Source organism: Finegoldia dalianensis (assembly GCF_046255015.1).
Classification (GTDB): Bacteria; Bacillota; Clostridia; order Tissierellales; family Peptoniphilaceae; genus Finegoldia; species Finegoldia magna.
In genome coordinates this window covers 146,468-172,298 of record NZ_JBDLBQ010000002.1, presented here as the reverse complement: position 1 = coordinate 172,298, position 25,831 = coordinate 146,468, and the positions used below count along the sequence as shown (strand labels likewise).

Below are 25,831 nucleotides of genomic sequence, written 5' to 3'. Positions count from 1 at the left end.
TAATGAAGACATTTATGGGATATAGAAGACCAGACGGAAGAGTCGGCATTAGAAACAAAGTTTTGATATTACCTTGTTCTATGTGTGCATCTGACACAACTAGAATGGTTTCTCAAAAAGTTGAAGGAACGACAACCTTTAATTTACAGACTGGTTGTTCACAAGTAGGTAGTGATTTGGATATGACTATTGAAACTATAGCAGGACTAGCAGCTAACCCTAATATTTACGGTACGATTGCTATTTCACTTGGTTGCGAAGATGCACAAATCACAAAAGTAATGGCAGAAATCAACAGACGTACCAACAAACCTCTTGAATCACTTGTTATTCAAAATGAAGGCGGCACTATCAAAACAATCAAAAAAGCTACTGAACTTGCTAAGAAAATGGTTGAAGAAGCAAACAAACAACAACGCGTAGAAGTGCCTGTATCAGAATTGATTTTTGGAACAAACTGCGGTGGATCTGATACGACTAGTGGACTTGTTTCCAATCCTCTTGTAGGTCAAGTTAGCGATTATCTGGTAGAACAAAAAGCAACTACAGTGATTTGCGAAACAACAGAATTCATAGGAGCTGAACATATTTTAGCAAAGCGTGCTTCCAACGAAGAAACCCGCGACAAAATCTATGATATCGTAAAAACTTACGAAGATAATATCAGACAAATGACAGGAAAAGATGTTAGAGAAGGAAATCCTTCACCGGGAAATATTCATGGGGGACTTACAACATTAGAAGAAAAATCACTTGGATGCATTCACAAAGGAGGAACATCTCCTATCAATAAAATTTACGATTACGCACAACCAATGGAAACTGGTCAAGGACTTGTAATCATGGATACTCCAAGTAACGACTCAGCATCTGTCACAGGGTTAATCGCAGGTGGAGCACAAATCGTAGTATTTACAACAGGAAGAGGAACCCCAACGGGAAATCCTATAGCTCCAGTTGTTAAAGTGACTGCGAATAGAGAAACTTACGAAAAAATGTCGGACAACATTGATTTCGATGCTAGTGGGGTTTTGTTCGATGAAGTTAGCATGGATGAACTAAGAGAAAAATTAATCGACAGAGTTATAGATTATTGTAACGGCGAAGAAACAAAAGCAGAAGAACTTGGATTTACTGAATTAGCAATACAACGTACAGCTGTATTTGTGTAAATAAAAATAATAATTAAGGAGAAGAAACATGGATTTAGGTTTAAAAGACAAAGTAATTTTTGTAACAGGCGGATTTAAAGGAATAGGACGTGCGATAGCACTTCAAGTGGCAAGAGAAGGTGCAATTCCAGTTGTATTGAACAGAAAAAACGATCAATACGAACCATTCAAGAAAGAATTGGAAGAAATTACAGACAAATATGAGATTTACTTCATTGATTTGAACAACACTGAAGAAATCGAAGCTATCGTAAAAGATGTTGTGAAAAAACACGGTCACATCGATGGTGTTGTAAACAACGCTGGACGTAACGACAACTTGGCTATTGAAGAAACTTCTTGGCAAGATTTCGAAAAATCAATTCATTCTAACCTTACTCACTACTACGAATTAGTAAGACAAGCACTTCCAGAATTAAAGAAAAACAAAGGATCAATAGTAAACATTTCATCCAAGACAGCTCTTACTGGACAAGGGAAAACATCTGCATATGCAGCAGCAAAAGGGGCCATTCTTGGATTGACAAGAGAATGGGCAGCAGCATTTATTAAAGATAGTGTAAGAGTTAATGCTATAGTTGTTGCAGAAGCTTGGACTCCATTGTACCAAGACTGGATTAAAACATTTGGAGATGAAAAAGCACAACAAGAACGTTTAAGTTTAATCACAGACAGAATTCCACTTGAACACAGAATGACAGAACCAGCAGAAATAGCTAACACAGCAGCATTCTTGTTATCTGACAAATCATCTCATACAACAGGACAATGGGTACACGTTGACGGTGGATACGTACACTTGGACCGTGCACTTGACTAATATAAATAGGTGATAATTATGACTGAAAACAAAAACACTAAACAAATGACAGGAGGAAAAGCAAAGCTTGCGATAATTCTTGTTACATCGCTATTTTTCGTATGGGGATTGACAATGAACTTGGTAAACGCTTTGAAAACTCCTATGGAAAACTACATGCAATTAAGCAGTACAGAATCTGCACTACTTCAAGTTGCATATTACGGAGCGTATTTCTTCATCTCCATTCCAGCAGCAAACTTAGCTAGAAAAAAAGGATACAAGGCTGGAATATTGCTAGGACTTGCGTTATTTATCGCAGGATCATTCTTGACAGTACCAGCAACAATATCTACAAACTATCCACTATTCTTGTTGGCAATGTTTGTAATAGCAGCAGGTGCTACATCTCTTGAAACAAACTGTAATCCTTACATCACAAAACTTGGAGATCCTGAAAAAGAATCAACTAGAATAAACCTTGCACAAAGCTTCAACGGAGTAGGTAACATCGTAGGACCACTTATTCTTGGTGGAATCGTAGGAGCGACAGTAAAACCAGGAAATTCTGGATTTGATGAAGCGAAGTTAAGCTTTTTAACAAGCACGAAAAACATATATCTAATCATCGCAATAGTATTGATAGCTGTATTTGCAACATTTATCTTCGTAAAATTACCAACACCTCCAGGAGATGTTGAAGAAGATGAAAATGTTCATGAACCAACAAAAGTTATCATCAAAAGACTTATGAATAAACCTCATTTCGTATTGGGACTTGTAGCAGAATTCATATTCATAGGATTACAAGTTGCAGGAATGTCTTTGTTCTCAGCTTATGCTGTGGGACAATGGGAAGGATTAACAGCAGGACAAGCTACACAATATCTAGGAATATTGTCACTTTTATTCACAGTTGGTCGTTTCGTAACAACACCTCTTATGAATAAATTCAAAGCTGGTAAAATATTGGGAGTATATATGCTATTATCTGCAATTTTCTTTGCAGCAGTTGCCATGGGATTGGGCAAAGTTTCTGTAATAGGATTCATAATATCATACCTATTCATATCAATAGGATTCCCTACAATTTATTCATTAGCATTACATGATATTCAAGGATCACAAGCAAAAGTTGCAGCAAGTATGCTAACCATGAGTATCGTTGGAGCAGCACTAATTCCTCTATTAATGAGTGCGATAGCAGATGCATCTAACCTACAAATAGCGTTGGCATTAGCAGTACCAGGATTTTTATATTGCTCATGGTACGGATTCAAAGGATCAGTAAAAAGTAATTAGAGAGGAAAACAAAATGGCAAACAAACTTAAAATAATCGACACACATTTTCATATTTGGGATCTTGAAAAACAAAACCTACCTTGGTTAGCGGGAGTTTCTGAAACCATAAAAAAAACATTCACAATTCAACAATACATTGAAAACTACGACAAAATAGAAGACATTGATTTTGTGGGTGGAATATACGTTGAAGTAGATGGAAAAGATCCTATACAAGAAGATGAAATCATCTATAATATCAAGAAAAACAACGAAAAATTATTGGCAACACTACTCAGAAGCAAAGTATCTCCAACAATGAGAGTACCAGCACAATCAGTTGGAATCAGAGAACCTCTACACACTGATGACAACCCAAAAGGACGTTGCCTTGAAGAATCCTTCATCGAAGGATTACAAGAATTAGCTAACAGAGGACTAATCTTTGAATCATGCAACAGAGTAGATGAATTGGATGATTTGTACCAAGCATTAAAACAAGTTCCAGAGTTAAAAGTAGTGTTAAATCATTTGGGAAATCCAGTTGAATTATCAGAAAAATACAAAAAAGATATGAAAAACTTAGCAAGCTTACCTAACTTGTATGTAAAAGTTTCTGGATTTTCCACAGAAGATGAAAAATTTGTCCAAGAGTTACTTGAATTCATAAAAGAAACATTCGACAAAGACAAGCTAATTTATGCATCTAACTGGCCAGTAGTAGAATTGTACTCTACATTTGACAAACACCTTCAAATAGTTAGAGATTTCTTCAACGATGACGAAGACATATTCTACAATAATGCAATTAAATGCTACAATTTAAAAATCAAATAATAACTATAATCGACACATGAATATATCTTGTGTCGATTATTTTATTATATAACCTCTTTTAAATAGTATATAATAAAATAAAAATGGGGTGAAAATTCATGGAATATATACGCGTAACAAAAGACAATATAGAAAATGAACATATATGTTGTGCATTATCAAACAACAAAGATATTCAAGTTTGTTCGAAAAAAGAATGGATGAAAAGCTGCTTTGATGATGGGCTTGTATTTGTAAAATCTAAACAAAGAGGGAAATGTTTCATCGAATATATACCAGCTGAAAATGCATGGGTGCCGATAGTTGCAGACGATTATATGTATATTGACTGTTTTTGGGTTTCGGGAGCTTTGAAGGGGCACGGATATTCAAATGATTTGCTCAATCAATGTATCCAAGATGCAAAGTCACAAGGTAAAATTGGCCTGTGTATACTTTCTTCTACAAAGAAAAAGCCATTCCTATCTGATCCAAAATATTTGTCAAAAAAAGGATTTCGTGTAGCTGATGAGTCTGACTGTGGAATAAATCTAATGTATTTGCCATTTGGTGAAACTAATCCTATCCCGAAATTTAAAACACAAGCCAAACATCCAAGCATACAAGAAAAAGGATTTGTATTGTATTATACCAATCAATGCCCATTCAATGCAAAATACGTTCCTATTTTAGAAAAAATCGCACAAGAAAACAACATTTCCTTCAAAACAATTCACATCCATTCCAAAGAGCAAGCACAACTAGCTCCCACTCCATGCACAACTTATGCGTTGTTTTATGATGGAAAATGGATTACCAATGATCAACAGAATGAAAAGAAATTTTTGAAATTAATTGAAAAAGTTAAAAATAGTTAATTTAAAATATTGATTTGAGAGTATAGGATAAAATATTTTAACCGTTACCTGATACTTAAAATTTAAAAAATGAAATTTATAACTAAATTTTTTTGTTTTGTGTTAGCACACTAACAATTACTTTAATTAGTGTTAGTGTGCTAACTTTTTTTTATCAAGAAATATGGTTTAATAATAGTACAAGGAGGATGATTATGGAAAAGGATATAGTAATTGTTACTAATAATAGTTATGTAATTAACGAATACGACAACACTATTAATATCGACGGGGAATATTTGGATGTGCTTTATAAGGTAAGAGATCTCACACATTTGGGATATTCTTTGGTTACTCATCCTCTTGCTGCATCGATTAGGATGTTTTATTCGCCGGTTAGAAGTGTAGTTATGAGAAAAGGTTTTTCGGAAAGGTCAATTGAAATTATTGAAAACTCTATCGAAAAATATATCAACACTATGGGAGTTCGAAAGCCAGATTACAGAAATGGTGAAGATTATTGTACTCTCGATGCGGTTCTTCTAAAAGAAGGTATAGAGAATTAATGAAGGAGTTGGGGTTATGAAATTAGAATATCAAAACTGTCTGATTGAAGATGTTAAATTTTCTGATACTACCAAGGTAGAAAATAAGACTCTTTTTATCAACAAAGATGAAATGATCGATTTTTTAAAGGATGTCGATTTTGTAACAGAAATTAGCATTGACTTGGCTAAACCTGGCGAAAAAACTAGGATTATTCCAGTTAAAGACTGTATTGAACCTAGATTTAGAGTTGGTAGAACTAATAAGTTCCCAGGAGTTACAGGTGAAATCGAACAACTTGGGGACGGTATTACTAAAATCATGAAAAATGTCGCTGTGGTTACTGTAGGAGATGTGGTTGGTTTCCAAGAAGGAATTATAGATATGTGGGGAGAAGGAGCAGACTACACTCCATTTTCCAAGACTTTGAATGTGGTTGTGGATATTAAAGTTCAAAAAGATATCGAACCTCACGAACACGAAACTTGTGCTAGACTTGTAGGTTTGAAGTCAGCTGAATACTTGGGATATGCTCTTGAAAATGTAGAGTGTGATAATTCAGAAGTCTTCGAAATTCAAGATATTAAAACAGAAGCAGAAAGACTTAAAGATCTTCCAAGAGTCGTGTATGCACAAATGATGATTGCACAAGGTTTACTTCACGATGTGTACATTTACGGAGTAGATGTTAAGAAGATTTTACCTACACTTCTTCATCCTAATGAAGAGCTAGACGGTGCAGTTGTAAGCGGTAACTGTGTAGCTGCTTGCGATAAAATCACAACTTATCAACACCAAAACAACTCAGTAATTAAGGAATTGTACAAGGAACATGGCAAAAATATTAATTTTGTAGGAGAAATTATGGTTCCAGAACTTACTACATTGGATGGTAAATTTAGAACTTGCGATTACACTGTTAAGCTTTGCAAGATGTTAGCAGCAGATGGTGTAGTAATTTCTGAAGAAGGTTATGGTAATCCAGACTCTGACTTGGTTATGATATCTTCAGGATTAGAAAAAGCCGGAATAAAATCGGTACTTATTACTGATGAATGTGCTGGATGGGCAGGAGATTCTCAACCTTTGGCAGATGCTAAGAAGGAAGCGTGTGCTGTAGTATCTACGGGAAATGTATCTCATCTTGTTCATTTGGATAAGCCGGATAAAATTATTGGTAATGTAGAAGCCATTAAGAACTTGGCTGGTGGATGGGATGGATGCTTGGATGAGGAAAAAGGAACTATCGTATGCGAACTTAACGCCGTTACTGGTTCTACATCTGAAATAGGATTCCACAATCTTACAGTTAAGCTTTACTAGGAGGTTTTTATGAAAAAAATATTATATTATGTAAATCAGTTTTTTGGACAAATAGGAGGAGAAGACAAAGCTGATTATAAGCCTCATTTTGAAGACAAACCGATCGGTTGTGCGCAAGCTTTTGATAAGGCTTTGGTAGATGGTCAAGTTGTTGGAACTATCGTTTGTGGTGACAACTATTACAACGAACATAAAGAAGAATCAGACAAATTTATATTGGATGTATTTGAAAAAATAAAACCTGATATTGTCGTAGCAGGACCTGCATTTAACGCTGGTAGATATGGTATGGCGTGTTCTGGAGTTATCAATTTATTAAAAGACAAAGACATCCCACTTGTAACTGGAATGTACATTGAAAACCCAGCTGTAGATATGTGTAGACTTCACAGCTACATCATTGAAACTGCGGATTCTGCAGCAAAAATGAGACAAGCCATAAAAGAAATGGTTACTTTGACAAATAAAATTATTGAAGGAAAGAAACTTTCTCCAAAAGAAGATAATTACCTTTCACAAGGTAGACGTTTGACAGAATTTTCTGACAAAATCGGTGCACGTCGTGCAGTTGAAATGCTTCTTAAGAGATTTAACGACGAAGAATTTGAAACAGAACTTCCAATGCCAGAATTTGACGAAGTTGAACCGGCAGCTCCAATAGCTAACATGAGTAAAGCGACAATCGCTCTTATCACAACTGGTGGTGTTGTTCCTGAAGGAAACCCTGACAAAGTTCAATCAGCATCAGCTCAAAAATGGGCAAAATACGATGTAAGTGATTTGGATGAATTAAAAGGAAAATTCATAACAATCCACGGTGGATTTGACCCTGTTTATTGTAATGCAAAAGCAGACAGAGTTGCACCTTTGGATCAACTTACAAGACTTAAAAAAGAAGGAGTAATTGGAAACGTGTTCAAATATTTCTACACAACAACAGGAACTGGAACTTCTGTAGCCAATGCTAAGAGATTTGGTAAGGAAATTGGACAAGAATTGAAAGATGCCAAAGTTGACGGCGTTATAATGACTAGTACCTGAGGTACTTGTACGCGTTGCGGTGCAACGATGGTAAAAGAAATAGAAAGATATGGTATCCCTATAGTTCATATGGCTACTATAACTACAATTTCACAATCAGTAGGAGCAAACAGAATTGTACCTACAGTCGCAATTCCATACCCAGTCGGTAACCCAGAATTGAAAGCTCGTGAAGATAGCTTAAGAGAAGAATTGGTTGAACGTGCTATTAAAGCATTAGAAACAAAAGTCGACAAACCGACTATATTTAAGTCTTAATGGAGGTGTAATTATGAGTGACAATAGAGGTAATTGGAATAGTAGATTTGGATATATCATGGCGGCAGCTGGATTTTCCATTGGATTGGGAAATGTGTGGAGATTTCCATATCTAGTTGGAACAAATGGAGGGGGAGCGTTCGTATTAGTTTATCTTCTAATATGTGTGTTCATAGGAATACCTCTATTCTATATGGAAGTTACACTTGGTAGAAAAGCGCAAGCGAGTCCAATTGCAGGAATGAGAAATCTAACTAAAAAAGGCAGCCCTTGGGTAAGTTTCGGTTGGCTTGGAGTATTGAGTGCGTTTTTCATTCTAACTTATTACATTCAAATAATGGGTTGGATATTAAACTATTTTGTGAAAATGCTTACAGGGGAAATGACAGGATTTACAGCAACACAGTACACTGAAAACTTTGGTAAAATGTTGGATTCTCCAATGACGCTTTTAATATTTACATTGATTTGTACAATCATAATTGGTGTCATTTCAGCTAAAAACTTAAACGACGGATTGGAAAAAGCTTGTAAATTTATGATGCCAGCATTATTTATAATGCTAATAGCAGTTGTAATTAGATCAATAACTCTTCCAAATGCAATTGAAGGTGTTAAATGGTATATGAACGTTGATTTCTCGAAAATAAATGCAGAATCCATACTAGCAGCACTAGGACAATGCTTCTTCTCAGTAGGAATCGCAAGTGGTGGTGCATTTGTATATGGATCTTATCTTAACAAAGACTCAGACATACCAACAGATGGATTAATGGTTATAGGATTTGACACACTGGCAGCTCTTATCGCTGGATTTGCAATATTTCCAGCAGTATTTGCACTAGGATTACAACCAGATTCAGGATCAAACCTATTATTCGTAACTATGAGTAACGTGTTTATGAATTTGCCATTCGGAAGATTTTTCGGAGTATTGTTCTTCTTATTGATGTTCTTTGCAGCGTTATCATCCGCATTAGGATATTTGGAACCTGTAAGTTCATCATTTACTGAATTACTTAATATTGACAGGAAAAAAGGCGTAATCTACGCACTAACATCAATATTTGTTGTGGGATTGTTAACTATATTTGGACAAAACATACTAAAGTCAGTCACAATAATGGACAAAAACTTGTTTGACTTTGCAGACTTCTTATCAGGAAATATATTAATGCCACTTGGCGCTATAGCGTTGATACTTTACACTTTATTCAAATGGAAATTCGATGTATTTAGAGAAGATGTAAATAACGGAGCAAATTCTATAAAAGTGCCTAAGTTTATGAAATACGTATCATATGTTTTACCATTTGTATTGATAATAATATTCCTTAAAGGACTAGGAATATTCTAGTAAAACAATTTCATATCTCTTATATAAAATACCAGAGTTAGATATCATTCTAATTCTGGTATTTTGATGTGTAAAATATTAGTTAAATGATTTACACTAAAAACTTTTTTTGTTAGAATTTAAGTAAGAGAAGAGGGTTTTAAATGAAAATATTAGACTTTAAACTATTCGATAATATATCGGACAGATCAAAGAGAGAGCTACTTAAATTAGATGTTTTTTCGAAAAACTATGAATCTGGTGAAAAGGTTCTTAGCAAGGAAGAAGATTTGAAGCATGCAATGTTTATTGACAAAGGTTGCTTAAAAGCGTGTGAATACACCATAAATGGAAAGGAAATAGTGTCCTCGTATTATTTTGCAGGGGACGCATTTCCATTTTACTTGTATTTTGGACACACTAAAAAGTTTCCATACGATGTATATGCTACCAAGAAAACAAAGGTGTACTTCATTCCATTAAAAGAGTTTGAGAAAATCATGGATACAGACATCGTCCTAACGAAAAATATCCTGAAATTTGTAGCTGAATACACTTGTTTTAACAAGCTTGTAATCAGAGCGACTCAGTATTCAAAAGTATCACAGAGGCTAGCTTATTGGATACTCCATTTGCAAGAAGTGGATTATTTGAAACTTCCAACCTCACAAACTATGCTTGCAGATATTCTTCGCGTCAACAGACCAAGTTTGAATCAAGAATTGAAGAAGTTCGCTGAAGACAAGGCGATTTACATAGAAGGAATGGAAATTCGCATAATAGACAGCGATTATTTACGAAAAATGATTGACTAGCTTTACCACCCGAAATTAACCAATACTTTACAAAAAATGTTTATTTTAGCTAAAAATATAATATAATATTGTTATGGAGGAAAATATGGAAACCATAATAGTTTTGATGTTTATAGCTAAGTGTTTGATGGATTTATATTTGAAGAGATTGTCCATCAAAAACGTTGGAGTGTTTGTGTTGATTTCGGTGTTTTTGTATGCGATATTTCGCAATACGAATACTACATCAAACTGCAACTTTGCTTTACTACTTGGCTGTAGCGACATGATGGTTGATGATTTCAAAACTAATGAGGTGTACTGGATTAATGCTTTGTTTTTCATCATTTGTAGCGTTATTGTTTCTGTGTTTTCTAGATTTTTCCTGACTAGTTTTCTGATTTTATTGGTTATTTTGATGCTTAATTTTTTCACTAAGGAAAAGTTTATGGGTAATGTGGATTGTTTGATTATTCTAGGACTTGGTATGAGCAAAAGTTTCACTGATTTGGTGAGTTTTGTGTTTTATCTTGGGATTATTAGTGGAATCAGGGCTTTGATTTATATTCTAAGAAAAGAAGAGAATGAGGAGATTGCATTCATTCCTGTGATTTGGTCTTCTTTTTTGTTGTATGTGGTGATGGGAAATGTTTTCTAGTTTAAAAATGAAAGCTAAGGCATTCAGTTTAATAGAGGTGATGGTGAGTCTATTCATTATTTCTGTTGTGATTATGACTTGCGTTTTTAAATACGACTTCAAAACTGATGTTGCAAGTAGAAAAGAGATTAATACGCTTGTTAGCGATTTGAAAAGTGCAAGAAGTGTTGCGATGAATTCGGGAAGAAGTATTCAATTTCGATTCGACACAAATTCCTATTATTTTTACGATTCTAATAAAATGAAGAATCTTTTTGAAAGAGATTTGAAAAATGGGACATTTCGATTAAATAAAGATGGAGCAAATACTATAGACTTTGGAAATATCGGCGCAAATATATCCAAGTCATCTGCAGCAACACATTTTCCGACTATTTATTACGAAACCAAAAACAAAAACAAAATATACAGGATAAATTGTTACATAGCGACAGGGAGAGTGGATGTGGATGAGACGAAAAAATAAGGGATTTACACTGCTTGAAGTTTTGTTTGCATTGTTTTTGGTGAGTCTTTGTGTCGTAGTGTATTATCCACAGCTTAAAAATGTGATTACGATGCAGGATAAATCCTACACTGAAAATGTTGTGCTACGTGATTTGGACAATTCTGTGGAGTATTTGAAAGCTCACGATGATGTGGATGTTTCAATTGTTGATGAGAATTCAAAAGTTGTGGTGACGAAAGATGATGTGGGAGATTTGGTTAAGATAAATGTCAGTGTAACTAATGGAGATATTGCGAAAAATGTGTCATTTTACAAAGAAAAGTAGGGGATTTACGTTGCTTGAAGTTATGGTGAGTTTGTTCATATTCTCCGTAGTGTTGGGTGTGATTTTCCTATCGTTTAAGACAAATTTTAAAATTATGCAGTCGAGTTTTACTCTGAAAAACAACGTAGACGATGTCGACCACTGCGCATATTACATAAAAAACGAAATCGAAAGGTCAAGGTCTGTAATTACAGAAAAGCCTAATTGGACTCATTTCGACCAATCAATGGGATTTGTACTAGTAAAATATATTGACAATAAGCAAAACTACGTGTATTTTACAAAAGAAAACGGCAAAATCATACGATACGCTTTTACAGATCCCAGTAGCTTTGATGAATTAAAAGAACACGGGCCCAACGGTAGGATAACTCAGAACAAACTCAAGAACAAAGCCGATGATTTCACATTTAGTCATGACGACAACTACATTTATTTAAAAGAAAATGGGAAGAAACTTGTAGTCTACATTGGAGATAAGGTAAAATGAAACGAAAATCCAAAGCCTACATTAGCATTTACGCGCTATACATGATATTCGTGTTGATGATTGTCATTGCGTTTGTGCTTGTTCAAGTGAAAAATATCAGAACTGTCAACGCTTACAAATACGACTACATTCAAGCCAAGGCGATTGCTTATTCAAAGGTTCGAATCATCAATCAAAGGAAACTTTTTGATGAAGAATTGAAGGAAAATTCTACAAAAGGAACATTTACCTTGCAGATTGCAGATATCCCAGAACTAAGCAGTCCAACGGAGATTAATTATTGCGAAGAGAAAGATGGAGCAACAAAAATCTTCTCATTTACAAGCAAATATCCAGAAAATAATGGATCCAGAGTAACGACTAGAATGGTGTATAATAGGAAAAACCCTTTTGAAAAAAGAATTATATCAGAAGAAAAAATCGACGAATTGTTGCCGGAAATCATTGAAGGAAACAAAAGCATCGAAATAAAAGATTGTTTAATATTTTCATTGAATGATGAAACGTATTTTGTGGACAAAAAGATAGCTGATGAAAAATACAACGAATTCGTAGCCGAAAAAACAAATCAAAACAACGAAGAAGTTTCGGAAGATGAAAAGGGAAATGGCTATGAAGAAAATAACGGAGATAAAGAAACAGAAATAGATGATGAATTTCTGACTAAATTAGTACAATTTTCCACAAAAGAAAAAAACATTCTAATTGATTCAGAAGATATCACGATATTTAACGACGTTACGATAGACGGAGTGTTTATCGATAAGGCTAACGTGTATTATGTAGAAAATGAAAAAATCCAAAAAACTCCTGAAATTACGGTTAATGGGATATTGATACTCAAAAATTCCAACGCAGATAGTTATAAAGTAAATGGAGAATATTTATCAACGAAAGAGGTCGACATAAAATTTACAGAAGATAAAACAAAATACACGAGTAAAAAATACGAGTTTGGGGGTAGTTATTACAAATAATCGATGGAATGATTGAAACTCTACTTTGAAATGATGTATAATATATATATGATAAGCGAAAAGGGGAGGGTTTGCTTATGAATAAATTTAAAAAAATAGGTGAAATGAATAGCAAACAATCTGAGCTTTACGATAATGTTTACGAGATTTTCGAGTTTATGGGAGAAACACTGGAACTTCCGAAAAATCGATTCAAAAATAAAAAAAACGGCTTGTTTAAAATGGGATTATTAGCTTTTATCATCACAGCTATTTTGGAATATTATTCAAGCTTTGACACAATTGCATTTATCAGGAGAAACTTTCTCGTAGGATACATTTATTTTGCGATAAGATGTGTGTTCATATTTGCGTTTGCTATTCTTAAATTCAAAATAATTTACAGAGTAGCTAACAAGTTTTTCGTAAAAGATGATTGGCGAGAAGACGAAAACTATAGCATATTGCTATTAGTTATGTTTCAAGCAGCAATGTCAATGGCACTTTATCCACTCGGAGTTTACATTGTTATTGCAGAAGCTTTCGTTATATTGTTGTTTTTCTTGGGACTTAACATCAAAAACTTCAAATTTGAGAAAATACCTTACGTTATCATCACATTCATGTCTTTGTACATTGGCTTGAGATTTGTTAGACTTTTCATTTACAACATAGTGATAAATTGGATAGAAACTACAAACATTGTTTTCTTATAACACAAGCGCTCACAACTGTGGGCGTTTTTTGAATGCAAATACATACAAAAATTAAAAAGGTAAGCCTCAAAGCCTACCTTTTTAAATAGAGAATTTTAAATGAAATGGTTAGTTAGCTAATTTATAAGTGATAACAACAGGTGTTTTATCAGCTGGAACTGAATCAGCTAAAGTATATTTAACTCCGTCTTTTTCGTCAGCGCCAATTAATTGTGATGCGTTTGAAGTTATTCCCAAAGGACAACTTTGCAAACATGTCATACAACCTGTATTCATATCTTTTGCTGGTTTTTGGTTACCACCAAATCTGATGTCTATTTCTTTTCCTGAAGAATCTTTTATAACATCATTAATTCCTTGTTCATTATCTGATCCTTGGAATTTGAATGTAAGATCAATCTTATCACCTTTAACGGCTTCTTTTCCCATGTTGTCCATTGTAACATTGTTACCTGGTTTTGCACCGATTTTTTCTAATGCATCGTACAAATCATTTTGGTTAGCATAAGAAACAAACATTGATTGTTCATTATTTTTACCGGATTTTGCTACGATAGCGTGCATTGTGCTTTCGTTTTTGAACTTATCGTTAACTTCAGCATAAACTTTGATTTGTTTGTTAGCTTCGTCAACAATCATAGGATTATCAGCTGTAGGTTCTTGAGCTTCTTCCTTCTTTTCTTCTGTTTTTTCCTCAGTCTTTTCTTCTTTTTTTTCTTCAGTTTTTTCTTCTGTTTTTTGTTCTGTAGAAGAAGTTTGTTTATTATCTTCCTTAGAACATCCTGCGAAAACCAAACTTGCCATTAATAATAATGCCAAAATTTTGAATTTTTTCATTATAATCATCCCTTCTTTAAATTATTTATTTGTTCTCGTTTCATCCATTAATACTATATCTTTATTTTATCACAGTTTTATATGTTCATTTATTGTAAAATCAAATAAATGACACACTACTTATAAATTTAGTGAATAAATGAAAATAATGTATAATAATTACAGAGGTGATTTGTGTGAAAAAATACGGAGAAGACGTGGCAATTGTAGAAGAAAATCCTAAACCTAAGAAAATTTACGATAATAATATGCGTCAAGGTGAAGAAATCATAGTAAAAAAGGGAACACCTACGATTAAAAAATTGTACTACGAAGATATCAACGGACAACCGACAATTAAAAAGGAAGAAATAATCGAAGAAGGATCTCCAACGGTTATAAAAGTTGGAACAAAGGGGATTATTAACGATTTGAACTTGAACAAATCTGATATATAATGTGATAAAATTCTACGTTTGTGGTATAGTATTAATAGAAATGAATTGTTAAATTCATTCAAATTTACAAGGGGGAAAATTTATGGCAAGCTTAAAAGGTACAAAAACAGCTACTAATTTGATGGCTGCATTCGCAGGAGAAAGCCAAGCAAATATGCGTTATACATACTTTGCAAAGACTGCAAAAAAAGAAGGATACGTTCAAATTTCTATGATATTTGAAGAAACAGCAAGAAACGAAATGGCTCACGCAAAAAGATTCATGAAATTTTTGAGTGAAGATTTACAAGACGCTGAAATAGAAATCGAAGCAGGATTCCCAGTTCACTTAGGAGACACTAAGAGTAACCTTAAATCAGCAGCAGAAGGAGAACACTTCGAAAATTCTGAAATGTATCCAGAATTCTCCAAAATCGCTGAAGAAGAAGGCTTCAAGGAAATCGCACACGTATTCACTGAAATCGGAGAAGTTGAAGAAGCTCACGAAAAAAGATACAGAAAATTATTAGAAAACATCGAAAAAGATAGAGTATTCGAAAGAGAAGAAGTATACTTATGGAAATGCAACAACTGTGGCTACATTCACGAAGGAAAATCAGCTCCTAAGAAATGCCCAGCATGTGATCATCCACAAGCTCACTTCGAAATCTTCAAAGAAACTTATTAAACTAAGACAATTAAGCCTCAAAAGTTTTATAGCTTTTGAGGTTTTTTTATTTTTCAGAAAAATCATTCTCGCTTTAAATTTCAAATATTAAAGCGAAAGTGTAAACAACACACATATCATACCAAAATTTTACGCAAAATTTTCCAACATTTTACCAAAGCCATTGACAATTAGCTAAAATTAGTATACAATATCTTTGTAATTATTTATCTATGGGTACCAAATAAATATTTGGTAGTTTTTATCTGATGACTATTGCTCGATAAAGAGCCTGGAAAGGATCTGATGTGATACTCTTATAGGCTAAAAAGAACAATAAGGTTCAGAGTTTTTACAAGAAAAAATCAGCAAACAAAAAAGCATCAAAACCAGAGATTGCAAAGGCAAGTTAAACTTGAACCGCAGTCTTTTTTTCGTGGTCAATTTTAACTTCCTAATTTCTAAACGGGGGAAGATAAAATGCTTAGTAGAATGCTAAAATTTTTCGGATTAACTAAAAAAGGATTACTTAAAATAATCCTAGGCTGTGCTATCATGGCGTTCGCAGTAGTGAACGTACATAAACAATCAGGCGTAACTGAGGGCGGAGTGCTTGGAATGATGTTGTTCTTGAACAAAATCTTCGGATTTGACCAATCAATAACATCAGTAGTGTTGGATGTGAGCTGCTACGTTCTTGGATTTTCAATAATGGGATTTGATTTTGTGAAGAAAGCTTTCGTAGCCACAATATCATTTGCCGCATTTGCGAAATTTTTCAATATTATAGGGCCAGTGTTACCAAGTATGTACGATGTGCCATTGTTAGCAAGTATTGTCGGAGGAATCTGCATCGGATTGGGATGCGGACTTGTAGTAAGTGAAGGTGGAGCAGCAGGTGGAGACGACGCCTTGGCAATGACGATATCCACTAAATCGGGACTCAAAATATCATTAGCGTATTTGTTCTCGGATATAACAGTGTTGGCACTGTCACTTTTATACATTCCAGTCGACAGAATCATGTTCTCACTTTTGACAACTGTAATATCATCATTTTTGATAGGACAATTCGAAGTAGAACTACCAAATCCAGAAATCAAAATGGCAAATCAAGCCGTATCAAAAGCTTAAATCAATCAAGCCTTGTGCTTGATTTTTTATTGCTCACATTCTCTTTCAAACACCAATTCGATTTTAGGATTGTTTCCAATACCGATTTTGGTTTTATTGATAGTAGTCACAAATCTAAAACCTTCCTTCGCATAATCATCTATGATTTTTTTATAATCATCTGATGCCAATCCACAAGTTCTCACTTCAACGTATTTGTATTCGTATTTTTGTTTCATAATATTCTCCTCAATTTATTTTGTTGTTAATAGATTATTACCCCAAATTTTAAAATAATATATCAAATGATTTACAAATAGCATAAAAAGATATATAATTGGATTAAGAAAACGATGTGCAAAATCAAAGGAGGGGTTTATGAGACTAAAAGACAATAAAATAATAATCCTATTGATATTTCTGACTAGTTCGATATTGATACTTGGATTTAATTATTTATATGGTAACAACAGAAAACCTTCTCCTTATTTTATGAGTGACAAACTTATAGCTTTTGAATCAAACAATAATAATCATAGCCTTGACTTTCTTAATATGAATGAAAATATATCAGTTGTAGCTGAAATAAAAAACTCCAAAGATGTTGCAATATATGATCCATTGATGAAATACTATATGGGTTCTACAAAAATAATTAATCCAGCTTTATTCAGGTATTTTTCAAAAGAAGATTACCAAAACAAGAATAATGTGTCTATTTTGATATATCCAGTGACTTATTTAGTAGAAGGGAAAATATCGGATTACGATAAAAAAGAAGTAGAAGATAATTATCATACTGAGATAATTAATATGTTTGATGTTCAATCTTACATCGCTAATGATGGAAAAGTCGATGTAGTGAGAAATCTATTCACAATTAAACCAGAAAATATTTCAACACTTTACATAGACTCTAGTGATGATAAGTCATTGAAATCGGTTGCAGAATCTCTTGAAAAAATCGGATACAAGAGAAAAGAAATCAAAATGTACGACAAGCTTACTCTAAGGGATTTAATAAGATCATATCCAGAATACAAGGTGTATGCTCAGTTTATTACTAATAGTACGGTCATGGCTTTGGCAATGTATGCAATTTCATTGTGGATGTTTTTGAACAAATACAAGAAATTCGTAATTATAAGTGCGAATTTTGGTGCAAAACTAAAAGACATTATGAAGATGTTCGTTGAAAAAGCCTTGGGATATAGTTTTATAACATGTGCGATATCAACAGTGCTGACGTATGGATATCTTGCAATTATTAATGAAAACGAAATCGCGATTTATCTTATATTGCAATTGCAGATTATTTTAATAATATTGACAGTGATTTTGAGTGCTTTAAGAGTTAAACTCAGCTACAATGATTTTGAAAAAGAGGTCTTGTATGATAAAAGATAATATTAAACTAGGGCTAATGGATGTTTTCAGAAATAAAGTTGTGTTTTGTTTAATGATGCTTTTAATTTTCTCATTGGGAACAATTGTGGAATCTGCAACAGATTCTTATTTGAGAAATACGTTCGTGGAGTTTCAATTAAGTGAAAAGCCTACATATAGCGCTGTTGTGTTAGAGACAACTAATGACAAGGGATACGATTATTCGAATACTTATGGAAAAAAACTGGATGATATATTTTTGAAAAACGGGCGCACTTTTACCACGAATTCATTGCTAAGTACAAATTACGACACAGATATATTTGTGTTGTTTGGAAAACTCAACAAAAACACTAATAGCAGAGTTTTTTGGTTAGTTGATAATAAAAATGTGGCTGACTTGAAGAATGAGGCGGAATTTGAAGTGGTTTCTCATGATACGATGGACTATGATATGATGAATCAAGAAATCAAACACTCTATTGATTACGATAAAAGAGTATTATTGGAGATAAAATCCGATAAATATAAAAATGTTAGTGGCTACAAGTTTCAAGATGGAGAAGTACTTGGTTTAATTGAGAATGCAAAGTTTTCAGAAGATGAGATAAATAAAGGCATTGACAGAGAATTTGAGAAGATTTTCGACGACAACAAGCTAATGGTCATTAATAATACAAATAAAAAATACGACGACGACGATGAAAATACATTCATCCTCAAATACATTGGTGTGTATTGTCTGATTATGACTGTGATAACAATATTGGGTTTTGTGATTTTCTTCAAATATATGCTAAAAAGCCTACAAAAAGAATACAAAATCCACATTTTATCAGGAGCTAGAACCAAGGATATTATGGCACGAAACTCCGTTTTTGTAGTTTTAGTAAATGTTGCAGCATTCTGTTTGCTTTTCGTATTAAATGGATTTGCAATTAATGTTTTTTCGGTAGTGGCGTTTATTTACATGATTTTATGTATATTGATATTAGAAATAGTTATGTATTTGATTTTGAAAAGAAGCGATCTGATTGATTTGATAGGTGATTGATTATGATAGAAATAAAAAATTTGACCAAAAAATTCAGCACAAATGGCGAAGAACTTCTTGTATTGGATAATGCTGAAATGAATATAAATGATGGGGACAATATCATTATTTCAGGAGAAAACGGAGCAGGTAAGACTACTTTTTTGAAAATTGTGGGATTATTGGATAGGAAATATTCAGGAGAATATATTTTGGATTCCAAATCAGTTGGGGATTTTAATGAAAAAGATATGTCTAAATACAGGAATGAAGTGTTTGGGTTTATTTTTCAGGAATACAATTTGATAGAATCAGAGACTACCTACGATAATATCCTCATACCATTAATTTACTCATCGAAATACAAGAGAGCTGACAGGAAACAAAGAATTCAAGAGATTAGCGAAGAATTTGAAATAACGGAGATTTTGAACAAAAAAGTAAAGTTTCTGTCAGGAGGAGAAAGACAAAAAGTGACCATTGCACGAGCTTTGGTGAATGACCCTTCAGTTATTCTAATGGATGAGCCCTCGAACACACTTAATCTGAGAATGAAGGATAAACTGATAGAATATATCGAAGTTTTGAAAAGAAAATCAAAAACTATTGTAGTTGTCAGTCACGACAAATATTTGACTGATAATTTGAAAAAACAAGATTTTGCGGAATATGAATTGGAAGATGGAAAGTTTCACAAAAATGAAGAATAATTTTAAATCAAGCCTTGTGCTTGATTTTTAATTGCAAGAAAACTTGGGTATATATAATTAACTGGAGGTTTTTATGGAGAATACAAAAAAACTAAAATTTTCTAATCTTTTGATTGCGATTTTACAAGGAGTTATCCTTTTGCTTTTGTTCGTAATTCCAGAGCTTATTGTTGGAGTGATTGGAGGAATTGTTGCTCAATTTGTAGGATTTGATGGCAATTTCCAAGATTTTTATGTGAAAAATGGGGCGGCTTTTCTTCTATGTGGACAAATCCTGAGGATTATTATTTTCCTTTTAATCATTAAATTTAGAACGAAGATTTTTCAAACGAAATACAATAGGGATTACTTAAAGAAAAGAAAGATTTCTTTTTCTGAAATCGTGAAACTTTTCGTGGTTGGAATTGGTCTTATGGGTCTTATCAATATTACTGTTGCTTTGATGATGTATTTGGGCAAATTCTTCCCACAAATCGTGTCCAGCCTTGAAGTTTACAACAAGGCATCTGAAGAATTGATGAAGGGCAATATGATGTTGTCGGTTCTTGCTATTACGATTTTCGCTCCGATTTCAGAGGAGTTGATGTTGCGTGGGACTTTATTCACAGAAAACGAACGACTTCTTCCTTATAAATGGGCGATTATTCTGAATGGAATTGTGTTCGGAGTGTTCCATTTTAATTTGTTCCAAGGAGCGTATGCATTAATCGGAGGAATTGTGATTTGTGCGGTGTATTATTACACAGAAAGCATTTACGCATCCATTCTTCTTCACATGATTAACAACACTTTCAGCGTGGTTATTTCTTCGAATGAGGCTGTGGTTCAAAGTTTTTCTTCGATTTTTGGGATAGTAATGCTTGTGTGTATGGTTTTGATGTTTGTTTTCTTGAAAGATTTCAAGAAGAAACGAGAACTAAGACATTTGAATTACGAAGATTTAAAAGAATAAATTTGAAATTATCGACAAACCTCGATGTGTAAACTCGCATTGAGGTTTTTTGTTTATTGTAATCAGATGTTGATTTTTTTGTTGAAAAACTATAGTATAATAGCATGTAAGTGAGGTTAGATTATGATTTATTTGGATTATGCGGCGACATCTTTGAAAAGGGTGGAGCTTATTGAATATATTATGAATAATATGATGGATTTTGATGCGAATGCTGATAGTATTCACAAAATGGGAAGACTCGCGAAGAAGACTTTGGAGAATTCCCGTCACGAGATTGCGAAGTTTTTGAATACTACGGATGATAGGATTGTGTTCACAAGCGGTGCGAGTGAATCCAACAATTATATTATCAATAATTTTTCTGATGAGAATTACGATATTATCACATCACAAATAGAGCATCCATCTATTTTGAATCCACTAGATCACAACAAATCTAATGTAATTTTGATAGATGCACAACAAAACGGTGTGGTTGATTGCGATGAAATTATTCAAAATATCACACCTAATACAAAGCTAATTATTCTTCAACATGTAAACAATGAAACGGGAGTTATTCAACCTGTGAAAAAACTTGGCGAATATTTGAAGGATACGGAGATTTGGTATCATATCGATGCGACTCAATCCGTGGGTCATGTGGATGTCGATGTTGAGGATTTGCACTGCGATTCGTTGTCGTTTTCGGGACATAAACTAGGAGGACTCAACGGATTCGGGGTGTTGTATATAAGGAAGGATTTGGATAATCTGATTTATGCAGGTGAGCAAGAAAATTACAGACGAGGTGGCACTTCTTTTGTGATGGGGGCATTTACTTTGGAGAAATCTCTTTTAAAATCTGTCGAAGAACGTGAGTATATTGCAAATTTGAAGAAGATTTTCATTGAAAACATCAAATTTGATTACAAAATTAATGGTAACGTGGACAATTCTGCATCTCACATTTTGAACTTGTACATTCCGTTTGAGAAGAATGATTTCTTGTTGACTTATTTGGATATGCACGGGGTGTGCGTGTCAGCAGGGTCTGCTTGTTCTGCAGGTAGCATCACTAATTCACATGTGATTGAAAATATGTACGACGGGCAAAGGGCAGAACATTCGGTGAGGTTTAGCTTTGGTTTTAAAAATACAGAAGAAGAAATATTAAAAGCGGTAAATGTGTTAAATGATTTGTACGAAAAAGGAAAATACAATGGATAATTCGAAAATAAAAGTAGTAGTAGGAATAAGTGGAGGCGTGGATTCGTCAGTGGCGGCACTTTTGTTGAAACAACAAGGATATGATGTCGTGGGAATTTTCATGAAAAACTGGGACGAGACAGATGATGATGGCGTCTGCACGGCAGAAGAAGATTACAAGGACGCGGTGGCTGTTGCGAATGAAATCGGCATAGATTATTATTCGATTAATTTTGAGAAGGAATACTACGACAGAGTGTTCACCTATTTCTTAGACGAATACAAAAAAGGCAGAACTCCCAATCCCGACATAATGTGCAACAAAGAAATCAAATTCAAAGCGTTCTTGGATTTTGCGATGAAATTAGGCGCAGATTATGTGGCGACGGGTCACTATGCTAGAATCGAACGATGTGATGACGGAGTGAAGCTACTTCGTGGGCTTGATAATAACAAAGACCAGACGTATTTTCTAAGCCAACTTACACAAGACCAAATCAAAAATGTAATGTTTCCAGTTGGAGAACTTCAAAAAAAAGAAGTGCGTGAGATAGCGAAGAAATATAACTTGGCTACGGCTGACAAGAAAGATTCTACGGGAATTTGTTTCATCGGAGAGAGAAATTTCAATGAATTTTTGTCACATTATTTACCAGCAAAACAAGGAAACATAGTAGATGTCGATGGCAACATCATGGGCAAACACAATGGGCTTATGTATCACACAATCGGTCAACGAAGAGGGCTTGGAATTGGCGGAGACGGAGCAGCGTGGTTTGTGTGCGGTAAAAATTTGGAGAAAAATGAATTAATCGTATGCCAAGGAGAAGACAATCCACTATTGTACTCCAACAAATTATACGCCAGTCAATTTGAAACATCGCTAAATCATTTGGACAGAAACGAGTTCGATTGTACAGCCAAATTCAGATACAGACAAAAAGACATCAAAGCGCACGTAAAATTCATCGACGACACTCATGTGGAAGTCACTTATGATGACACAAAAGCCGTAACACCAGGACAAGCAGCAGTGTTCTACGACGGCGAAGTGTGCATAGGATCTGCGATAATAGACGAAGTGTACAATGGAGATAAAAAATTAATGGTGTAAAACAGTCCACTAGGTTGTAAAATCTGGTGGATTTTTTGGTTGAAAATATTTAAAATGTATGTTATTTGTATGTTGTTTGTGATAAAATAATATTGAAAGGAGCTGGTATTATGGCACAAACAAATATTAATATAAGAATGGATGAAAATCTAAAAAAACAATTCGATTCATTTTGTTCAGAGGTTGGAATGAGTATGTCAACAGCTTTTAATATCTTCGCAAGAACGGTTGTAAGACAAAGAAAAATTCCTTTTGAAATATCTACAGAAAAAGATCCATTTTACAGCGCTGAAAACATTGAAAGATTAAAAAAATCCATAGAACAAATGGAAAAAACTGGTGGGACTATTCATGATGTAAACAATAAGTAACCTCCAATTATTACAATATGGCAAATAGTGAATAAATTGACGATATTTGTGGTAAATATTATATAAGAAGGAGAGTAGGCTATGCAAAAACAAGAAATAAAAGAAGCGATTGATGTGTGTGACGATTTAATAATAAAACTTGAAGATGTACTTAACGATTTGAAATCGGCGAAAAACTGGGCTATGGCAGATTTTATATTTGGCGATGGTATGATTGGTTTTTTCAAAAGAAGCAAAATGGAAAAAGCTCAAAGCAAACTTCACTTAATCGAAAATCTTTCACTTAGATTAAAAAAAGAATTGTCGGACATTCACGTGGAATTGGAAGATTTTGGAGATTTGTATTCAATGAAAGATTTTATGCTAGACATTGTGTTCGACAATCCATTTACAGATTGGAGAATCAGAAAAGAAATCAATCAAGTGTACGATTCAACGTATGAATATTTGGAAAATATTGAAATGTTGAGAGATAACTTAACAAAAGAATACAATAAATTGTAAAAGAAGAAGTGTATGATAACGATGTACATCGGGTAATTATTTATAGTTACAAAATGTCAAAGTTTGGTTTTATTGTTGATTTTTCAAAAAAAAAAATGATATAATTAAGTTACCAACATAAATGTTGAGTAGGATTAATAGAAAGGTTTTCACAAAAAAGGAGGAGTATCATGAAAAATGATAAGAAATTTACAATTGTGGCAATACTTTTTGCAATATCACTTGTGTGCAATGCGTATTTTTTAACTAACATGACAAAGGCTGACGATGCTGACACTCATAGAATAATTGAAAGATACGTCAAGGAAAATCCCGAAAAAGAAGACGATACTTTAATTAAAGCTACATTAGAAAAGTTTGCCAAGGACGAAAAACATTTGGTATTGACTCAAGATGGCAAAGACGTAACCAAAGAGCATGAAGATAAGTTGTTGGAATTCAACAAAAACCAAGACTATAAAGCAGCCAAAGAATACGTCCTCAATGAAAATATATCAATCGGTTATTCAGACGACAATATAAAATAGACAATTAGCAGTTAAGTATATAATTAAAACCTACTATGAAAACAAGAAAAATAATTTTAATGTTAATGCTTGCTTTTATTTCTGTAGTGTTATCTATAGTATATGTTGCAAGATCGAATAAGAATATTAGTGATTTATCTGAAATGAGTTCATCAATTGAAGATTATACAATAAAATTTATAAGCGATAGAGGTTTCGGAAATGATAGGTTTGACATCTATTCTTTTTCATTAAAGAGTCAGGATAATCTAAAAGATTTTAAGCAAAAGAATGACGAACTCGATCAGATTTTTGATAACAATTTTGAGACTATGATGGTATCTGAACAAGAAAAAAACAATAAAATACAAGAATTAAAAGCAGATATTGAGAAATTAAAAAATTCAAAGCATATACTTTATAAGTATATTGAAAAAGATGGAACAAAAAAATTATATTTGTATGATAAAAATACCAATAAAGGTTATTGTATGATATTGACAATATAAAATAACAAACAAAAATAGCAGCTCATGGCTGCTATTTTACTTTACCACGACTTGTACTCCTTTGAGTATGTCGAATGTTTCTTTGTTTAGTTTTTCATCGAAGCTATCAGTCAAGTTTTTGTCGACTATGACTGTTGCTTCTGGGTTGAATGTTTTGGAGAGTATTGCGTTGGAAAGTATGCAGATGTTGGACACAAGTCCACACAATTCTATTTCTGAGAATTGGTGTTCTTTTAAGTAATCACAAAGTTCAATGCTACCAAATGTTGGTTTTTCGATTAATATGTCTTCTTTTTCTACTAATTCTGCAACTTTTCCGTACAATTTGTGTCCGTTACTTCCTTTGATACAATGTTCTACTGGGAGGAATTTGCCTTCTTGTGTGTTCAAATAATTTTCTTCGTGTGTATCAAATGTGAAGATGATTTGTTCATTGTCTTCTCTTGCTTTTTTGATTCTGTCACAGATTTTGTCTTCTAATTTGGATGCATCGTCAAAGCCCAATGCTCCGTCTACGAAATCATTTTGAAAATCTACTACGATTAAAAGTTTGTTCATTTTTCTCTCTCCTTTAAATCATTATATCTCAAATACAAAATTTTTTACAATAAGTGTTTAAATTATCAAAAGATTGGTATATAATCATAAAGGTTAGGAAAATAAAATTAAACAGTCAATCGGCAGAAAAATAATGTTTGGTTGATT

Annotated in this window: 32 protein-coding genes and 1 pseudogene; 30 read left to right on the top strand and 3 right to left on the bottom strand. The window is 33.5% G+C overall.

What is annotated here, in order from left to right:
- Nucleotides 1–2: 2 nt before the first annotated feature.
- The 17 genes and pseudogenes from ABDJ34_RS03325 (at nucleotide 3) to ABDJ34_RS03245 (ending at nucleotide 13,817) form a co-directional block, all read left to right on the top strand.
- The gene (locus tag ABDJ34_RS03325) at nucleotides 3–1,172 is read left to right on the top strand and encodes a UxaA family hydrolase (RefSeq protein WP_412701360.1); all 1,170 of its coding nucleotides are present in this window, start codon (nucleotides 3–5) and stop codon (nucleotides 1,170–1,172) included.
- 28 nt (nucleotides 1,173–1,200) lie between these two features.
- Entirely contained in the window at nucleotides 1,201–1,992 is a 792-nt protein-coding gene (locus ABDJ34_RS03320; protein WP_278731564.1) for an SDR family oxidoreductase, read from the top strand.
- A gap of 18 nt (nucleotides 1,993–2,010) precedes the next feature.
- A complete protein-coding gene (locus tag ABDJ34_RS03315; protein ID WP_412701359.1) occupies nucleotides 2,011–3,273 on the top strand; it encodes an MFS transporter in 1,263 nt (420 codons plus the stop codon).
- A 13-nt stretch (nucleotides 3,274–3,286) separates the two neighbouring features.
- A complete protein-coding gene (locus tag ABDJ34_RS03310; protein WP_412701358.1) occupies nucleotides 3,287–4,090 on the top strand; it encodes an amidohydrolase family protein in 804 nt (267 codons plus the stop codon).
- Nucleotides 4,091–4,188: 98 nt separating this feature from the next.
- A complete protein-coding gene (locus ABDJ34_RS03305; protein WP_412701357.1) occupies nucleotides 4,189–4,947 on the top strand; it encodes an N-acetyltransferase in 759 nt (252 codons plus the stop codon).
- 194 nt (nucleotides 4,948–5,141) lie between these two features.
- Nucleotides 5,142–5,492 carry a GrdX family protein gene (locus ABDJ34_RS03300; protein WP_094206558.1) on the top strand — a complete coding sequence of 117 codons (351 nt, stop codon included), beginning with the start codon at nucleotides 5,142–5,144 and terminating at the stop codon, nucleotides 5,490–5,492.
- 16 nt (nucleotides 5,493–5,508) lie between these two features.
- Nucleotides 5,509–6,795 (top strand): glycine/sarcosine/betaine reductase component B subunit, encoded by a 1,287-nt coding sequence (locus tag ABDJ34_RS03295; RefSeq protein ID WP_094206557.1) that lies wholly within the window; start codon nucleotides 5,509–5,511, stop codon nucleotides 6,793–6,795.
- A 9-nt stretch (nucleotides 6,796–6,804) separates the two neighbouring features.
- Nucleotides 6,805–8,094, top strand: coding sequence for a glycine/betaine/sarcosine/D-proline family reductase selenoprotein B (locus ABDJ34_RS03290; RefSeq protein ID WP_412701356.1), 1,290 nt, complete (start codon nucleotides 6,805–6,807; stop codon nucleotides 8,092–8,094).
- A 13-nt stretch (nucleotides 8,095–8,107) separates the two neighbouring features.
- Entirely contained in the window at nucleotides 8,108–9,451 is a 1,344-nt protein-coding gene (locus ABDJ34_RS03285; protein ID WP_154271733.1) for a sodium-dependent transporter, read from the top strand.
- A gap of 143 nt (nucleotides 9,452–9,594) precedes the next feature.
- Nucleotides 9,595–10,245: a Crp/Fnr family transcriptional regulator gene (locus ABDJ34_RS03280; protein WP_412701355.1), complete on the top strand. Its 651-nt coding sequence runs from the start codon at nucleotides 9,595–9,597 to the stop codon at nucleotides 10,243–10,245.
- 85 nt (nucleotides 10,246–10,330) lie between these two features.
- Nucleotides 10,331–10,882, top strand: coding sequence for a hypothetical protein (locus ABDJ34_RS03275; protein WP_412701354.1), 552 nt, complete (start codon nucleotides 10,331–10,333; stop codon nucleotides 10,880–10,882).
- On the top strand, nucleotides 10,872–11,348 hold the full coding sequence (locus ABDJ34_RS03270; RefSeq protein ID WP_412701353.1) for a Tfp pilus assembly protein FimT/FimU: 477 nt from the start codon (nucleotides 10,872–10,874) through the stop codon (nucleotides 11,346–11,348). The genes ABDJ34_RS03275 and ABDJ34_RS03270 overlap by 11 nt, the downstream gene beginning before the upstream one ends.
- Nucleotides 11,332–11,655: a prepilin-type N-terminal cleavage/methylation domain-containing protein gene (locus tag ABDJ34_RS03265; RefSeq protein ID WP_412701352.1), complete on the top strand. Its 324-nt coding sequence runs from the start codon at nucleotides 11,332–11,334 to the stop codon at nucleotides 11,653–11,655. The genes ABDJ34_RS03270 and ABDJ34_RS03265 overlap by 17 nt, the downstream gene beginning before the upstream one ends.
- Nucleotides 11,612–11,713, top strand: a pseudogene (locus ABDJ34_RS03260) (PulJ/GspJ family protein); the annotation flags it as partial. The gene ABDJ34_RS03265 and the pseudogene ABDJ34_RS03260, both read left to right, overlap by 44 nt.
- A 36-nt stretch (nucleotides 11,714–11,749) precedes the next feature.
- Nucleotides 11,750–12,145, top strand: a complete 396-nt coding sequence (locus tag ABDJ34_RS03255; protein WP_412701428.1) for a prepilin-type cleavage/methylation domain-containing protein — start codon at nucleotides 11,750–11,752, stop codon at nucleotides 12,143–12,145.
- Nucleotides 12,142–13,122: a hypothetical protein gene (locus ABDJ34_RS03250; RefSeq protein ID WP_412701351.1), complete on the top strand. Its 981-nt coding sequence runs from the start codon at nucleotides 12,142–12,144 to the stop codon at nucleotides 13,120–13,122. The genes ABDJ34_RS03255 and ABDJ34_RS03250 overlap by 4 nt, the downstream gene beginning before the upstream one ends.
- Nucleotides 13,123–13,199: 77 nt before the next feature.
- Complete coding sequence (locus ABDJ34_RS03245; protein WP_412701350.1) at nucleotides 13,200–13,817, top strand: hypothetical protein; 618 nt, start codon at nucleotides 13,200–13,202, stop codon at nucleotides 13,815–13,817.
- Nucleotides 13,818–13,925: 108 nt separating this feature from the next.
- On the opposite strand, the gene ABDJ34_RS03240 is transcribed toward ABDJ34_RS03245, so the two are convergent.
- Nucleotides 13,926–14,654 carry a YdjY domain-containing protein gene (locus tag ABDJ34_RS03240; protein ID WP_227930598.1) on the bottom strand — a complete coding sequence of 243 codons (729 nt, stop codon included), beginning with the start codon at nucleotides 14,652–14,654 and terminating at the stop codon, nucleotides 13,926–13,928.
- Nucleotides 14,655–14,830: 176 nt separating this feature from the next.
- Here ABDJ34_RS03240 and ABDJ34_RS03235 point away from each other — a divergent pair, with 176 nt between their 5' ends.
- The 3 genes from ABDJ34_RS03235 (at nucleotide 14,831) to ABDJ34_RS03225 (ending at nucleotide 16,871) form a co-directional block, all read left to right on the top strand.
- Entirely contained in the window at nucleotides 14,831–15,091 is a 261-nt protein-coding gene (locus tag ABDJ34_RS03235) for a G5 domain-containing protein (RefSeq protein ID WP_412701349.1), read from the top strand.
- A gap of 82 nt (nucleotides 15,092–15,173) precedes the next feature.
- Nucleotides 15,174–15,758, top strand: a complete 585-nt coding sequence (gene rbr, locus ABDJ34_RS03230) for a rubrerythrin (RefSeq protein ID WP_353316691.1) — start codon at nucleotides 15,174–15,176, stop codon at nucleotides 15,756–15,758.
- 459 nt (nucleotides 15,759–16,217) lie between these two features.
- Nucleotides 16,218–16,871 carry a YitT family protein gene (locus tag ABDJ34_RS03225; protein ID WP_412701348.1) on the top strand — a complete coding sequence of 218 codons (654 nt, stop codon included), beginning with the start codon at nucleotides 16,218–16,220 and terminating at the stop codon, nucleotides 16,869–16,871.
- A gap of 26 nt (nucleotides 16,872–16,897) precedes the next feature.
- On the opposite strand, the gene ABDJ34_RS03220 is transcribed toward ABDJ34_RS03225, so the two are convergent.
- Entirely contained in the window at nucleotides 16,898–17,089 is a 192-nt protein-coding gene (locus ABDJ34_RS03220; RefSeq protein ID WP_412701347.1) for a DUF4177 domain-containing protein, read from the bottom strand.
- Between the two features lie 139 nt (nucleotides 17,090–17,228).
- Here ABDJ34_RS03220 and ABDJ34_RS03215 point away from each other — a divergent pair, with 139 nt between their 5' ends.
- From ABDJ34_RS03215 to ABDJ34_RS03170, 10 genes are all read left to right on the top strand, one after another.
- Nucleotides 17,229–18,257, top strand: a complete 1,029-nt coding sequence (locus ABDJ34_RS03215; protein WP_412701346.1) for an FtsX-like permease family protein — start codon at nucleotides 17,229–17,231, stop codon at nucleotides 18,255–18,257.
- Nucleotides 18,244–19,290 carry a hypothetical protein gene (locus ABDJ34_RS03210; protein WP_412701345.1) on the top strand — a complete coding sequence of 349 codons (1,047 nt, stop codon included), beginning with the start codon at nucleotides 18,244–18,246 and terminating at the stop codon, nucleotides 19,288–19,290. The genes ABDJ34_RS03215 and ABDJ34_RS03210 overlap by 14 nt, the downstream gene beginning before the upstream one ends.
- A gap of 2 nt (nucleotides 19,291–19,292) precedes the next feature.
- The gene (locus ABDJ34_RS03205) at nucleotides 19,293–19,979 is read left to right on the top strand and encodes an ABC transporter ATP-binding protein (RefSeq protein ID WP_412701344.1); all 687 of its coding nucleotides are present in this window, start codon (nucleotides 19,293–19,295) and stop codon (nucleotides 19,977–19,979) included.
- A 73-nt stretch (nucleotides 19,980–20,052) separates the two neighbouring features.
- Complete coding sequence (locus tag ABDJ34_RS03200) at nucleotides 20,053–20,931, top strand: CPBP family intramembrane glutamic endopeptidase (protein WP_412701343.1); 879 nt, start codon at nucleotides 20,053–20,055, stop codon at nucleotides 20,929–20,931.
- A 123-nt stretch (nucleotides 20,932–21,054) separates the two neighbouring features.
- Nucleotides 21,055–22,143, top strand: a complete 1,089-nt coding sequence (locus tag ABDJ34_RS03195) for a cysteine desulfurase family protein (RefSeq protein ID WP_412701342.1) — start codon at nucleotides 21,055–21,057, stop codon at nucleotides 22,141–22,143.
- On the top strand, nucleotides 22,136–23,236 hold the full coding sequence (gene mnmA, locus ABDJ34_RS03190; RefSeq protein ID WP_154272737.1) for a tRNA 2-thiouridine(34) synthase MnmA: 1,101 nt from the start codon (nucleotides 22,136–22,138) through the stop codon (nucleotides 23,234–23,236). The genes ABDJ34_RS03195 and mnmA overlap by 8 nt, the downstream gene beginning before the upstream one ends.
- A 110-nt stretch (nucleotides 23,237–23,346) precedes the next feature.
- Nucleotides 23,347–23,607, top strand: coding sequence for a type II toxin-antitoxin system RelB/DinJ family antitoxin (locus ABDJ34_RS03185; RefSeq protein WP_412701341.1), 261 nt, complete (start codon nucleotides 23,347–23,349; stop codon nucleotides 23,605–23,607).
- An 81-nt stretch (nucleotides 23,608–23,688) separates the two neighbouring features.
- Nucleotides 23,689–24,111 (top strand): hypothetical protein, encoded by a 423-nt coding sequence (locus ABDJ34_RS03180; protein ID WP_102164440.1) that lies wholly within the window; start codon nucleotides 23,689–23,691, stop codon nucleotides 24,109–24,111.
- A gap of 170 nt (nucleotides 24,112–24,281) precedes the next feature.
- Nucleotides 24,282–24,638, top strand: a complete 357-nt coding sequence (locus ABDJ34_RS03175; protein ID WP_316094548.1) for a hypothetical protein — start codon at nucleotides 24,282–24,284, stop codon at nucleotides 24,636–24,638.
- A gap of 35 nt (nucleotides 24,639–24,673) precedes the next feature.
- Nucleotides 24,674–25,126 carry an alpha-tubulin N-acetyltransferase gene (locus ABDJ34_RS03170; protein ID WP_412701340.1) on the top strand — a complete coding sequence of 151 codons (453 nt, stop codon included), beginning with the start codon at nucleotides 24,674–24,676 and terminating at the stop codon, nucleotides 25,124–25,126.
- Between the two features lie 36 nt (nucleotides 25,127–25,162).
- On the opposite strand, the gene ABDJ34_RS03165 is transcribed toward ABDJ34_RS03170, so the two are convergent.
- On the bottom strand, nucleotides 25,163–25,684 hold the full coding sequence (locus ABDJ34_RS03165) for a cysteine hydrolase family protein (RefSeq protein ID WP_412701339.1): 522 nt from the start codon (nucleotides 25,682–25,684) through the stop codon (nucleotides 25,163–25,165).
- Nucleotides 25,685–25,831 lie beyond the last annotated feature (147 nt).

Coding starts and splice junctions, on each gene's coding strand:
- ABDJ34_RS03195 (WP_412701342.1), top strand. CDS start 21,055: ATGATTTATTTGGATTATGCGGCGACATCTTTGAAAAGGGTGGAGCTT.
- ABDJ34_RS03325 (WP_412701360.1), top strand. CDS start 3: ATGAAGACATTTATGGGATATAGAAGACCAGACGGAAGAGTCGGCATT.
- ABDJ34_RS03295 (WP_094206557.1), top strand. CDS start 5,509: ATGAAATTAGAATATCAAAACTGTCTGATTGAAGATGTTAAATTTTCT.
- ABDJ34_RS03185 (WP_412701341.1), top strand. CDS start 23,347: ATGGCACAAACAAATATTAATATAAGAATGGATGAAAATCTAAAAAAA.
- ABDJ34_RS03220 (WP_412701347.1), bottom strand. CDS start 17,089: ATGAAACAAAAATACGAATACAAATACGTTGAAGTGAGAACTTGTGGA.
- ABDJ34_RS03320 (WP_278731564.1), top strand. CDS start 1,201: ATGGATTTAGGTTTAAAAGACAAAGTAATTTTTGTAACAGGCGGATTT.
- mnmA (WP_154272737.1), top strand. CDS start 22,136: ATGGATAATTCGAAAATAAAAGTAGTAGTAGGAATAAGTGGAGGCGTG.
- ABDJ34_RS03300 (WP_094206558.1), top strand. CDS start 5,142: ATGGAAAAGGATATAGTAATTGTTACTAATAATAGTTATGTAATTAAC.
- ABDJ34_RS03165 (WP_412701339.1), bottom strand. CDS start 25,684: ATGAACAAACTTTTAATCGTAGTAGATTTTCAAAATGATTTCGTAGAC.
- ABDJ34_RS03180 (WP_102164440.1), top strand. CDS start 23,689: ATGCAAAAACAAGAAATAAAAGAAGCGATTGATGTGTGTGACGATTTA.
- ABDJ34_RS03240 (WP_227930598.1), bottom strand. CDS start 14,654: ATGAAAAAATTCAAAATTTTGGCATTATTATTAATGGCAAGTTTGGTT.
- ABDJ34_RS03200 (WP_412701343.1), top strand. CDS start 20,053: ATGGAGAATACAAAAAAACTAAAATTTTCTAATCTTTTGATTGCGATT.
- ABDJ34_RS03265 (WP_412701352.1), top strand. CDS start 11,332: ATGAGACGAAAAAATAAGGGATTTACACTGCTTGAAGTTTTGTTTGCA.
- ABDJ34_RS03175 (WP_316094548.1), top strand. CDS start 24,282: ATGAAAAATGATAAGAAATTTACAATTGTGGCAATACTTTTTGCAATA.
- ABDJ34_RS03225 (WP_412701348.1), top strand. CDS start 16,218: ATGCTTAGTAGAATGCTAAAATTTTTCGGATTAACTAAAAAAGGATTA.
- ABDJ34_RS03285 (WP_154271733.1), top strand. CDS start 8,108: ATGAGTGACAATAGAGGTAATTGGAATAGTAGATTTGGATATATCATG.
- ABDJ34_RS03275 (WP_412701354.1), top strand. CDS start 10,331: ATGGAAACCATAATAGTTTTGATGTTTATAGCTAAGTGTTTGATGGAT.
- ABDJ34_RS03170 (WP_412701340.1), top strand. CDS start 24,674: ATGAAAACAAGAAAAATAATTTTAATGTTAATGCTTGCTTTTATTTCT.
- ABDJ34_RS03280 (WP_412701355.1), top strand. CDS start 9,595: ATGAAAATATTAGACTTTAAACTATTCGATAATATATCGGACAGATCA.
- ABDJ34_RS03270 (WP_412701353.1), top strand. CDS start 10,872: ATGTTTTCTAGTTTAAAAATGAAAGCTAAGGCATTCAGTTTAATAGAG.
- ABDJ34_RS03250 (WP_412701351.1), top strand. CDS start 12,142: ATGAAACGAAAATCCAAAGCCTACATTAGCATTTACGCGCTATACATG.
- ABDJ34_RS03205 (WP_412701344.1), top strand. CDS start 19,293: ATGATAGAAATAAAAAATTTGACCAAAAAATTCAGCACAAATGGCGAA.
- ABDJ34_RS03245 (WP_412701350.1), top strand. CDS start 13,200: ATGAATAAATTTAAAAAAATAGGTGAAATGAATAGCAAACAATCTGAG.
- ABDJ34_RS03310 (WP_412701358.1), top strand. CDS start 3,287: ATGGCAAACAAACTTAAAATAATCGACACACATTTTCATATTTGGGAT.
- ABDJ34_RS03215 (WP_412701346.1), top strand. CDS start 17,229: ATGAGACTAAAAGACAATAAAATAATAATCCTATTGATATTTCTGACT.
- ABDJ34_RS03255 (WP_412701428.1), top strand. CDS start 11,750: ATGCAGTCGAGTTTTACTCTGAAAAACAACGTAGACGATGTCGACCAC.
- ABDJ34_RS03315 (WP_412701359.1), top strand. CDS start 2,011: ATGACTGAAAACAAAAACACTAAACAAATGACAGGAGGAAAAGCAAAG.
- ABDJ34_RS03210 (WP_412701345.1), top strand. CDS start 18,244: ATGATAAAAGATAATATTAAACTAGGGCTAATGGATGTTTTCAGAAAT.
- ABDJ34_RS03305 (WP_412701357.1), top strand. CDS start 4,189: ATGGAATATATACGCGTAACAAAAGACAATATAGAAAATGAACATATA.
- rbr (WP_353316691.1), top strand. CDS start 15,174: ATGGCAAGCTTAAAAGGTACAAAAACAGCTACTAATTTGATGGCTGCA.